This window comes from Anaerococcus hydrogenalis, from assembly GCF_002871895.1.
Classification (GTDB): Bacteria; Bacillota; Clostridia; order Tissierellales; family Peptoniphilaceae; genus Anaerococcus; species Anaerococcus hydrogenalis.
The window spans coordinates 269701-281246 of record NZ_PNHP01000003.1; the positions used below are offsets into that span (position 1 = coordinate 269701).

Consider the following 11546-nt stretch of genomic DNA (forward strand, 5'->3'; position numbering starts at 1 on the left):
TACGAAGTAAATGAGTTTTAGTGCCGAGAGATCTCTGATTTACTTTGTCTTATTATTAAATAAATCCTTGAATTTAAATCAATATATAAACCCAAGGAACAAAGATTATTTCAATATAAATCAAATTAATGAGATCTCTCGACTTCGCTCGAGATGGGTAGTATATTTATTTAGTTTTTTACTAAAGAATTGATTTAATTATATCTTTGATAATTTAATCTAAAATATAAATTTTATTTATATATTAAGTAAAATAATTTTTTATAAAGATTTTAACTTTCTTTAGTAATAAAAAAAGGCACAAAAGTAAAACCCATCTCGAGCTTGTCGAGAGATCTCTGATTTACTTCGTCTTGTCATTAAATAAATCCTTAGCAACCCCCAGCCAAAATTACCTCAAAAATTTCTCATAAAAAAAGCTATCAGCAAATTTCTTGCTAATAGCTTATAAATTTATGAAATTGATTTATTTTTCTAAAAGGTCACTTTTTACATAACCTTCTTGGCCTCCGTAGAAAATTCTTGACCACATTTCTCCATTTTCGTCTTCTTCTTCTGATAATAATTTTACTTGAGAATTTCCTGGTATTGAGGCTATTATGTTATCTTCGTTTGTACTTGGGCCTCTTCTTAGATTGATTGTGCTTTTTGTTCTCAAATCTTTACTTTCTGTATTACTCTTTGCATTTTCTTTTACATTTGAAGCATCTTTTTCTTCAACTTCATTTGAAATATTATTTGAAGAGCTATCAAAAACTGTATCAATTTGCACATCTCTTTTTTCATATTTCTCTTGCTTTTTATCACATGAACTTAGGGCAAGAAGTAGAGCAAAAGAGCATAATATATATTTTATCTTCATTTTTTTCTCCAAAAATTAAATAAACTTCTTTTCTTACTTTTCTTTTCCACTTTTTCTTCTTCTCTTACAATTTCATCATATCCACTTGGAATAAACTCATCATCTAAAACTTTTTTAGGATTAATTTGGGTCAATTTTTCAAATTTTTCCTGACCAATTATTTCAATAATCTCATTTTTCTCATCTGCAATATTTGGACTTCTCCATTCAGATTGGTGAGAGTCTGTCCCTATAAAATGAACCATATTTTTTTCCAATAATTTTTTTGTAGTATGGTGGTGGGATTTCATGGATGAATAATTTATTTGGATAAGAGCCCCCATCTTTATAAATTCATATAAATATGAAATATTTTTTTCCACATAAGGATATCTTTCTACATGGGCAATTATTGGGATATAGCCTTCTAGAGAAAGATTATAAATCAAATCTTTCAAAAAAAGTGGCTTGTTGACAAAAGAAAGTTCCAACAAAACATATCTTGAATTATTCAAAGTCAACAATTCTTTCTTGTGAATTTTATCCAAAGTATTTGGCTCAACGTGGATTTCATGTCCTGGGTAAATTTTAAAATCTAGATTTCTTTTTTTAATCTCCTCATTTAAAATAGAAGATTTTTCCAAAATATCTTCCTTTTTTACCATATACCTTGATGGATCATAATGGCTTGTGGCAATAATTTCCTTAAAACCATTTTCTATAAAAAGCTCGACCATCTTCATTGATTCATCAAAGGATCTCGACCCATCATCCACCCCATAAATTATATGGTTGTGAATATCAATCATTAATAATAACCCTTGTAAGTAGATTCGCTAAGGTCTGCAAAAGTAAGAACAGCCCCCAAAACTTTTCCTTTAACCTTGTTAAGATTTTCAAGAGCATGAGAAACTTCTTCTTTTTTAGTATCATTAGATTTGATTGCAAAAATTACCCCATCACAATAAGTAGAAACAATTGATGCATCAGTAAATAATCCTACTGGAGGAGTATCCAAAAATACATAATCAAACCTTTTTGAAAGTTCCTCAATCAATTCTTTAACATGATTAGAAGCCAAAATTTCTGCAGGATTTGGAGGAACCGGACCTGAAAGAAGAACAAAAAGATTATCTTCGTATTGGTCTTTTATCAAAGCCCTATCAAGCTCAACCTTTCCAGTAATAACATTAGTAAGACCCATATTAGTTTCAATTCCTGCAACCTTTCCAACCTTTGGCATTCTTAAATCAAAATCCAAAAGCACAACAGAATTTCCATTTTCTGCAAAAGATTTGGCAATAGAATACAAAACAGTAGTCTTACCCTCGCTTGGCTTAGAAGAAGTCATAGCAATAACTCTTTTTTTATTATCAATATCAGAAAATTGAATATTAGTCCTAACAGAACGAATAGCCTCATCAAAAACAGATGTAGTATTATAATAACCGCGTTTTTTTGCCATCTTACTCTCCTTTACTCTTATCAGGAACCATTCCAAGAACAGGAATATCAAAAGCCTCTTGGATATCATCAGTAGTCTTGAAAGTAGTATCACTTAATTCCTTAAACAAATAAATACCAACGCCCAAAATAAAACCTAAAACAAAACCTACAAGGGTGTTTTTCTTTATATTAGGAGAAGAAGGTTTTTCAGGTAGATTTGCCTTGTCAAGAATTTGAACATTATCAACCTTCATAATCTTTGTAATAGAATCCTTAAAAACCATAGAAGTTGAATTGGCAATATCCATAGCCCTTTCAGGAACAGTATCAACAACCTTAACAGAAATAATTTGAGTATCCTTAACAGGCTCAATAGAAACCTTTTGAGAAAACTCCCCATAATCCATATCAAGTTTCAAATCAGCAATAACTTTATCAGCTACCCCCTTACTCTTAACAATCTCAGAATAAGTAGAAACCAAAGCCCTATTAGCATTGATTTGATTAATATCAACATCGCCCTTTTGATTAGGGTCTTCATTTTTAGAATTACTTACAATCATAGTAGTAGTAGCTTCATACTTTGGTGTAATAACAAAAACAGAAGCTGCATAAGAAAGAGCTGCAAAAATAACAGCCAAACAAAGAATTGAAAAAAGATGCTGTCTTAACTTCTTAGCCAATTCCAATAAATCAATTTCTCTTTCATCCATTTATTTTCTCCTTTATATAAAATTATTTTTAAATTATTTAGAAATAAAAATTCTCTAACTCTTAGTTTATAATAAAATTTTGTTAAATTCAATGGTTTATTAATTTAATCAGTCCATACTTAATTTCTATTAAATAGTTTTATTTTCTATAAACTATTTGTATAGTTCTTATTCTATTTATTGATATTCCATCAAATTTAGGATTAAAATTATCTTCACTTATTAAAGCATATTATTCTTAGTTTTTTAATAAGTTAAATTCTAAAATTTAAAACTTAATAATTTAAATCTAATATACATGTTCAAAGTTTATACTAACTATCATTAAATTTTTTTTATACTTTTCATAGAATTAAAAAGAAATAGTTTAAACATGTTTAATTTACAAATTCCATTTATAAAATAGTTTAATTCTTCTTCCAAATGTAATCAAATCTTTTTAGTTCTCTCTCTTTTTTATAGTCTTCCAAATATTTCTTGTAAGAATATTCAGGTTCATAACCTAATTCTTCCTTCGCATTTTCAATGTCCATAACAAAACTTACAAAACTATCTTTATCTGGCTTATACACAATTTTTGATTTATTATTTTTAGGAGAAAAAACTTCTATCATTCCTTCTATTTGCTCCTGCAAAGTAGTCTTTATTCCTGTACCAGCATTGTATGTCCCACCATCTTGATTACATATTAACGCCTTATAAAATAACTGGCATAAATCTTTAATATAAAGAATATCTTTAAATGCTCTTGGATTTCCCCACAACTCTATTTCCTCACCTCTTATTGCTCTTTCAATCATATATCGATATGCAACTTTTTTTTCAATTCCATCTAAATAAAATGAAGTTTGAGGGTTATACATATATACATTTGGTAGTCTAAAAACAAAATTTTTCAAGCCATACTCTTGCTTATAAAATTCCATCGTATCCTCTATCATATTCTTTGTTATGCAATAAAATGCATGATCTCCTTTATAAATTAAACTCTTTGACATTTTAGGTGACAAAACTTCTGAGTTTCCCCAATAACCACCTTGAACTGACCAAGTCTGAGCATATAGAATTCTATCAGCCTTACATTTTCTAGCATATTCTAATATATTTAATGAGCCATAAATATTTGTATCTAAGTATTTGTATGGATCATATTCCTTTAATCTTGCAGGCAAAATACCTGTTAAATTAATAACTCCATAAATATCATTGTCTGGAAGAAAACTGAAGTCAGATTTATTTATAATATCCATATTTATATATTTTATATTATTTTCCTTAAAATAATTAATATTTTTTCTTCCTACCGCAATAAGTTCATATTCTTTTTCATTTAACATATTTCTTAAGTAATCTATTAAGTAAATGCCAATTTTACCCGTTGATCCAAAAACAACTATTTTCTTCATTTATAACTCCTAGCATTTATTTGAAAATTTAAAAATTTTTAATTCCTAGTTCTTTCTACAGCCTAATATAATATCGCAAATTCTATCGACATCCTTTAATGCTAAATCTGAATATAAAGGCAAAGTTAATACTTTTTTGCTAATATCTAACGCTATAGGAGTATCATAAACATTATATTTTTTGTGAAAACATTCAAATGAATTAGTAAGTGGGTAGAAATATTTTCTAGCACTGATTCCATTCATTGCCAATCTATCAAACACTTCAGCTCTGCTTGATCCAAAAAGCTCATTATCAATCACTATAGGGAAATAAGCATAATTACTCTCAACATTTTTTTGGATGCAATTTAACTTTAATCCATCAATATTATCCAATCTTTCTCTATATCTCTCAACAACTAGTCTTCTTTTTTCTATATCTTCGCTTAAATGTTTTAAATTACAAATTCCCATAGCAGCACAAAATTCATTCATTTTAGCATTAGCACCTATTGAAACAACACTTTCAGGTCCTTGTATACCAAAGTTTTTTAAATTATATAATTTATTTCCTAAGTCTTTATTTTTAAAGCAAGCTGCTCCACCTTCTATACTATTAAAAACCTTAGTAGCATGAAAGCTAAAACAAGAAACATCTCCGAAAGAACCTATCCCTCTTTCTTTGTAAGTTTCTCCAAAAGTATGTGCAGCATCATAAATTACTTTTAATTCATATTTTTTTGCTATTCGCTCAATTTCTTCAACATCACATATGTTTCCATATACATGTACAGGCATAATGGCACATGTTTTATTTGTAATAAGTTTTTCGATTTTACTAACATCAATACAGTATGTCTCAGGGTCAATATCACAAAAAACAGGTGTCAAACCGTTTCTTACTATTGCATGAGTTGTAGATGCAAAAGTAAATGGTGTGGTAATAACCTCTCCTTGTAAATTTAAAGCCTGCAGGGACAATTCTATGGCCATATGTCCATTAGTAAATAATTCAATATTTTCGACACCTAAACATGACTCTAATTTTGATTGAAATTCTTTATGCTTTGGTCCCATATTCGTAAGCCAATGGCTATCCCAAATAGACTTAATTTCTTCTATATATTCATCTAACTCTGGAAGAGATGATCTTGTAACCAATATATTATCTTTCATTTGTTCCTCATTTCTTAAATAATATTTTTAAAAGTTTCATGAAAACTATAAAAACATTTATAGTAATATAAATTGAGCTAAATCAAATCAATTCTTATCAAATTTTCAATAGTATTAAGGATTTTTGACATTTCAGCATAATTTGGAAATTTCAAAAATATAATACCTAGACATTTCGATGCATCTTTAAAAAATTCAACTTCATCATTTTGTTTCTTATATATACATTTTCTATATACATATTTTTCTAATACTTGATCAAATTTAATATTTTTTAAAATACCAGATTTACTACTATGTAAATAATAAATTGCAAAATACTCATTTGATTTAGTCGGTTTAAATTCAGATTCAAATCCCATAGATGATTCAATACTCATCTTTGCAATATCAACATTATAAATATCGCTTATTAGTTCAGGAATCATACATCCCCCACTTCTTGGGCCTATATCTATTAAATAAACTTTATCTTTTTTATCGACCATCAACTCAACATTCATTGGCCCATTTTCAATATGTAATTTTTTTACTAATAAACTCAACGTATATTTTATTTCATTTAATAAAGATTCTTCTAAATTTAAAGGAAAGCTTTCTCCGACTGGCACTAGCTCGTTTACACCAGTATCCCTTTGGCTAGACATGAGTCCCCAGATATCTATTTCCCCATTTCTTATAAATATATCACCACCTATGACGCTATATTTACCTTCTATAAAATCTTCAATAATTATTTTTTTAGACCTTGAATAAGAAAAAGCTGACTTTAAAGCTGTTTCTAAATTCTTTTCTGATTTTAATACAGTTACACCTTTACTTCCAGATGAATCCACTGGTTTTACAATAATAGGAAATTTGAAGTCATTAATATTGTCAAAAACTTCTTTTTTAGAAGCAAATGATTTTGACATTGGAACATTAAAACCATTTGCCTTTAGGAACTCTCGGAATTTACCTTTATTGCATAGGATATCTACAGATTTATATGGGTTTCCTGGTAAAGATAGTTTTTCTGCAACATATGCAGCAGTTGGAGCAGCAGGATCTGATGCATATGCAATTATTCCATCAATATTTTCATCACGTGATATTTTTAAAATAGCATCCTTATCAGTTGTGCTCTCCAAATAAAATTTGTCTGCAACGTATTGACCTGGATTATCTGGTAGGTAATCACATAAAATTGTATATATACCCATTTCCTTTGCTTTTTCTATTGCTATTATTTGCTGATTTGACCCACCTAATAATAATATTTTTTTCATTCCATTTCCCTTCTTATAAAGTACTAACGTTTGATTAATGACTTAGCAATATTTTTAATATATTTATATGATTCTAGTTTTAAAAACTCTGACATAGAAATATAAATCAATACTCCTAATATTATTTGAATAATTAATTTAATTAATATAGGTAATTTAAATATATTTACTAAACTGACACAAATCCCCATAAAAACAGAAATCAATATCGAAGGTAATATATCCTGTAGTTGCTCAATATAACTATAATTAATTAACTTTCTATTAGGCCAAGAATTGATAATTTGACTTAAAACGCTAGTCAAAAGTAGACTATATGCCATAACCATTACGCCGTGCCACATTGTCAATAAAAGCACAGTAAGTCCCATTATTTTTTTTATAATTTCTAACCTTAAAAACCAATCACTTCTACCCAAAGAATTGATAGCATTAAGATTTGCAGTATGCAAAGGCCAAAACATATAAGTAATGCAAAAAATTCTTAAATAAGGAACACATTCTATCCATTTTTCTGTTAGTACCAGTCTAACTATATTATCAGAACAAAATGCTAAACCCATCATCATTGGAGCCATTAAATATGTGCTTGTCTTTATAGCTCTTCTTGTCATACTTTTTACTTTATCTTTATTATCTTGCTCCCTTGACATAGTTGGTAAAAGAACACTATCTATGGAAGCATTAATATTTGTTATTATAACTTTAGGAAACTTATCTCCTTGGTTGTAAAATGCCAAATCAGCAGGAGAATATAATTTTCCTATAATTAAATTTCTAAGATTATTATAAGTTGTATCTAATAGAGCAGAAATTAATAATTTCCAACCAAAACTTAATAAAGACTTTAATCTTTTCCATGAAAAAATAAATTTCGGTCTCCATTCTACTGTAATCCAAAGTATTAAAGTATCTATAGCAGTATTAGAAAGTTGTTGAGCGACAATCGCCCATACACCAAAACCTTTATACGCCATAAATATTCCCAAAAACGCTGAAAATACAGTACCACCTATCGTTGAAAAGAAAAATTTTTTAAACAACATATTCCTTGATACATATGCTTGCTGTATTCCTTTTACTCCAGATATTAGGATTGTGATACTTATCACCCTGATAATAGCAACCAAATTCTTATCATCATAAAATTTTGCAATTAGGGGAGCAGCAAAAAACATTAAAATATAAAGTATTATACATACTATAAAATTAAATATGAAGACAGATGAAAAATCTAAGTCATCTGCATTTTTCTTTTGAATTAAGGCTGAACCCAGTCCACTATCAACAAAAACTTGCATGATTGCTAAAAAAACTGTTACAAGAGCTATTGTACCGTAATCTTTCGGTGAAAGTAATCTTGCTAAAATTATCGATACTATAAAAGTTACAATTTGTGCTCCAGATCTTTCTGCAAATCTCCATAAAAAATTTTTCATCACATTTACTATTGCCATAGTTTTACCCAAATAGGATACATAAAATATCCCTTATATTTAATTAAATTTTTGATTTTGCCCTTAATAGATAATGACTTTGTATATCTTTTATATTCTTTTTTATTACTTATAGATTTTACAGCACTTATTAGTTCTTTCTTATTCTTGGAACATTGTAGTACTTCAAATTCATTAATACTTGATGCTTCTAGCTCTGTTAATAAAATTCTCTTATTTATGATGTTATTAAATCTGTAATTACTAAATTTATTAAAATCTCTTAAGTATTTGCTTCTATCTAATATTCCTTTTTTTTTCTTTTCTTCAGAACTTTTATTAAAACTATCCAATGATCCTGTGCTAATTCCTATGTTGTACTGAGACATAACTTTAGGAATGGATATTATCTTCCCTTTACTATAAAGAAAAGTTAATCTTACAAAATCTCCAAACCAATACCCTCTTAAGCGTGAATCTAATTTTACCAATTCTTTTCTTATAAAATAAGAAGATGTATGTACTTTCCAAGACATGAAAACATCGAAGTCATTTAGTACATGTAAATTCCTCCAATTATTAAAGTAAGTATTCTTTCTTTTATTATTTACATCCTTAATTAGAGTATTATGAGTACACATAACACAATCTTTATTTTTTTCCATTAAATCATATTGTAATTGTAATTTATTATTATCAAGCCATTTATCATCTCCTTCACATATGGCAATATATTTGCCTTTTGCATTAGGAAGTAAAACATCATCTACTATCCTTATTCCTTGAGAAAATAAATTTTTTTCTTGAAAATATACTCTTAACTTATCGGGATACCTAGATACATATTCTTTTAATATATCAGCAGTACTATCAGTTGAAGCATCATCATTTACCAGAACTTCATAATTGAAATTTGTATTTTGATTTAATAAACTGTCAAGACATTCTCTTATAAATTTTTCATGATTATAAGCTGTACAAACAACTGTAACCTCTATATTATTGTTCATTATTTCCTCCAATTCTTATAAAACCACTAGAAATTGCAAAGTAAATTAAATATCCAGCATCCGTTTTAAGAGCCTCACCGTAAAATACTAAAAACAATGCCAATATGCACATTATTTGAGAATTTAAAGTATAATCCTTATTTATTTTTTTCTTTAAAAATAAATAAAAAAATGTTATTAAATAAATAAAAATACCGAATATTCCAGCTTGTACAGTTATATATGTTGAAGAAAACCAATCATAGTGAGTATAGTAAAATTTATTAAAGAACATTGGATAGCTTCCTAATATTGATTTTGAAGAAGCATTACCTAATCCTAAACCAAAAATGGTTTTTGAAATATCTCCATCAAATAATTTAGAACACACTGTAAAAATCCCTGTAAATCTATTTAAATCTCCACTTCCAGTATAACCACTTCCGAACAGTTGATCTTTAATGCCTTGGAAAGACATGGAATCATAGAACCAAGGATATTCTTTATACATTATCTGCAGTCCTATAAATGAAATAAAAATTATAAAAAATATTAAAAATATATTAATTAGAAATTCTTTATATGTTTTTTTATTTGCAATAAAATACCAAATATATAACATGGCAAACTCTACAAAAAAAGCCTTTAGTTCTATAATTGCAGATATGAACAATGTGAAACCGACTAAAACCATAAACCTATTTGTTTTAAATTTATTTTGAGACCATTGTGTTAAAGCATATACTATTACTACTAAAAAACTTACATTTACAAACGTATTTCCTCCCACCTCTGTGCCGAACAATCCATTTAGCATATCGCCTCTAGTCCAAACTCCAGGTGGATGAAAGGTCAGATATTGATATATAATAAAAATTAAATTAACAAAAAAGAAAACCATGAAAATCTTATATATTTTTCTTATAGATTCAGAATCTAAAAATAAAGCACATGATAGAAAAAATATTGGAAATCTAACAAAGTTTCTGAACTCTATACTAAGTGTAGCTAAATTCCCACCCCATGTAGAGAAGTTCAGTATCCCAGTAATTGAAGAAAACAATAATAGAATTGTATACAAAACTATTAATCCTCTAAATTCTATATTTTTTTTATTTTTTATCAACCCGAAAAATAAAAAAATGTTTAAAATATCAATAAAATATATTATGTAGTCAGGAGTTTTGAGATTTTGTATTAAAAATCGTTCAAACAAAACAAATATAAGTTCTATAAATATTATTTTTTCAAAAATTTTATTATTAATTTTAATACTACTATTCACCTTGTTTTAACCTCCAAACTTTATATAGTAATCTTCTAGGAAACCTTACTAAAATCATAAATAAAGCAATTCTTTTTTTAAAATCTATATACGGATTAACAAATATGTGTTTTTTATTTTTTCTAACTTCTTTTTCTAATTGTTTACATATTTCTGAATTTCGTGTTCTAACATCAGAATATAATTGTAATACAAGCATCAATAAAGCTCTCAAATAAAAGTTATATGCCTCTTTATCAAAAATTTTATTATGATTATTTGAATAATCTATTATTTCTTTACAACAATCTAAAAAGAATAGTTTATTTTCATTAAATTTTTCATTTACTATGCTATCCTCTCTTTGATAATAGAAGTACATTGGTTTCCCTGAAAATACAACTTTATTTGCCTTTAAAAATGTAGGCAAACTAACTGCAACATCTTCATATATTTCCCCTACAGGAAATTTAATCTCATTAAAGATTTCTCTTTTGTACATTTTCTGGCAAACCATACACTGAAATTTTTTTTGTTTAAGTAATTCTTTTATAGCATCTTCCTGATTATATACAAAATAATCATTATTATCGCCATAAGTAATTTTTTTCCCGCTGTCCCATATTAAGGTATAACCTATTATAGAAATATCGGCATTTTCTTTTTTTATATTATTGTATAATTCTTCAATAAAAATTTTTTTAACCCAATCATCAGAATCTACAAAAGCTATATATGAACCTGTTGACTTTTCTATTCCAACATTTCTGGCATCTGATAACCCACCATTTTCTTTATGTATCACTTTAATTCTAGAGTCCTTAATAGCATAATCATCGCACATCTCAGGACAGTTATCAGGACTTCCGTCATCCACCAAAATAATTTCTACATTTTTATACGTCTGATTGATTAAACTTTTAACGCATCTATCTAAATATTTTTCAACTTTATAAATTGGCACTATAACACTAATTTTATCCTTCACTGTATAACCTTTCATTATGACATTAGAGATTATTTCA

At 27.5% G+C, this 11546-nt stretch carries 11 protein-coding genes; all 11 read right to left on the bottom strand.

The annotated features are described in order from the left end of the window. Positions 1 to 466: 466 nt before the first annotated feature. The 11 genes from CJ192_RS06035 to CJ192_RS06085 all read right to left on the bottom strand — a co-directional run bounded on the left by CJ192_RS06035 (position 467) and on the right by CJ192_RS06085 (position 11509). Positions 467 to 862 (bottom strand): SH3 domain-containing protein, encoded by a 396-nt coding sequence (locus CJ192_RS06035; protein WP_102198126.1) that lies wholly within the window; start codon positions 860 to 862, stop codon positions 467 to 469. Beyond that, positions 859 to 1650, bottom strand: a complete 792-nt coding sequence (locus CJ192_RS09385; protein ID WP_219721371.1) for a tyrosine-protein phosphatase — start codon at positions 1648 to 1650, stop codon at positions 859 to 861. The genes CJ192_RS06035 and CJ192_RS09385 overlap by 4 nt, the downstream gene beginning before the upstream one ends. Next, positions 1650 to 2306, bottom strand: coding sequence for a CpsD/CapB family tyrosine-protein kinase (locus tag CJ192_RS06045; RefSeq protein WP_102198127.1), 657 nt, complete (start codon positions 2304 to 2306; stop codon positions 1650 to 1652). Before CJ192_RS06045 ends, CJ192_RS09385 begins: the two co-directional genes overlap by 1 nt. 1 nt (position 2307) lies before the next feature. Further along, complete coding sequence (locus CJ192_RS06050; protein WP_102198128.1) at positions 2308 to 3000, bottom strand: YveK family protein; 693 nt, start codon at positions 2998 to 3000, stop codon at positions 2308 to 2310. Positions 3001 to 3407: 407 nt separating this feature from the next. Next, entirely contained in the window at positions 3408 to 4406 is a 999-nt protein-coding gene (locus CJ192_RS06055; protein ID WP_102198129.1) for an NAD-dependent epimerase/dehydratase family protein, read from the bottom strand. A gap of 45 nt (positions 4407 to 4451) precedes the next feature. Beyond that, positions 4452 to 5564 (bottom strand): DegT/DnrJ/EryC1/StrS family aminotransferase, encoded by a 1113-nt coding sequence (locus CJ192_RS06060; RefSeq protein ID WP_102198130.1) that lies wholly within the window; start codon positions 5562 to 5564, stop codon positions 4452 to 4454. Between the two features lie 77 nt (positions 5565 to 5641). Then, the gene (locus CJ192_RS06065) at positions 5642 to 6832 is read right to left on the bottom strand and encodes an ATP-grasp domain-containing protein (protein ID WP_102198131.1); all 1191 of its coding nucleotides are present in this window, start codon (positions 6830 to 6832) and stop codon (positions 5642 to 5644) included. A 23-nt stretch (positions 6833 to 6855) separates the two neighbouring features. After that, positions 6856 to 8289: a lipopolysaccharide biosynthesis protein gene (locus CJ192_RS06070; RefSeq protein ID WP_102198132.1), complete on the bottom strand. Its 1434-nt coding sequence runs from the start codon at positions 8287 to 8289 to the stop codon at positions 6856 to 6858. Next, positions 8280 to 9278 (bottom strand): glycosyltransferase family 2 protein, encoded by a 999-nt coding sequence (locus CJ192_RS06075; RefSeq protein ID WP_102198133.1) that lies wholly within the window; start codon positions 9276 to 9278, stop codon positions 8280 to 8282. Before CJ192_RS06075 ends, CJ192_RS06070 begins: the two co-directional genes overlap by 10 nt. Continuing rightward, positions 9268 to 10542, bottom strand: coding sequence for a hypothetical protein (locus tag CJ192_RS06080; protein ID WP_102198134.1), 1275 nt, complete (start codon positions 10540 to 10542; stop codon positions 9268 to 9270). The genes CJ192_RS06075 and CJ192_RS06080 overlap by 11 nt, the downstream gene beginning before the upstream one ends. Continuing rightward, a complete protein-coding gene (locus tag CJ192_RS06085) occupies positions 10535 to 11509 on the bottom strand; it encodes a glycosyltransferase family 2 protein (protein ID WP_180960891.1) in 975 nt (324 codons plus the stop codon). The genes CJ192_RS06080 and CJ192_RS06085 overlap by 8 nt, the downstream gene beginning before the upstream one ends. Positions 11510 to 11546: the final 37 nt, after the last annotated feature.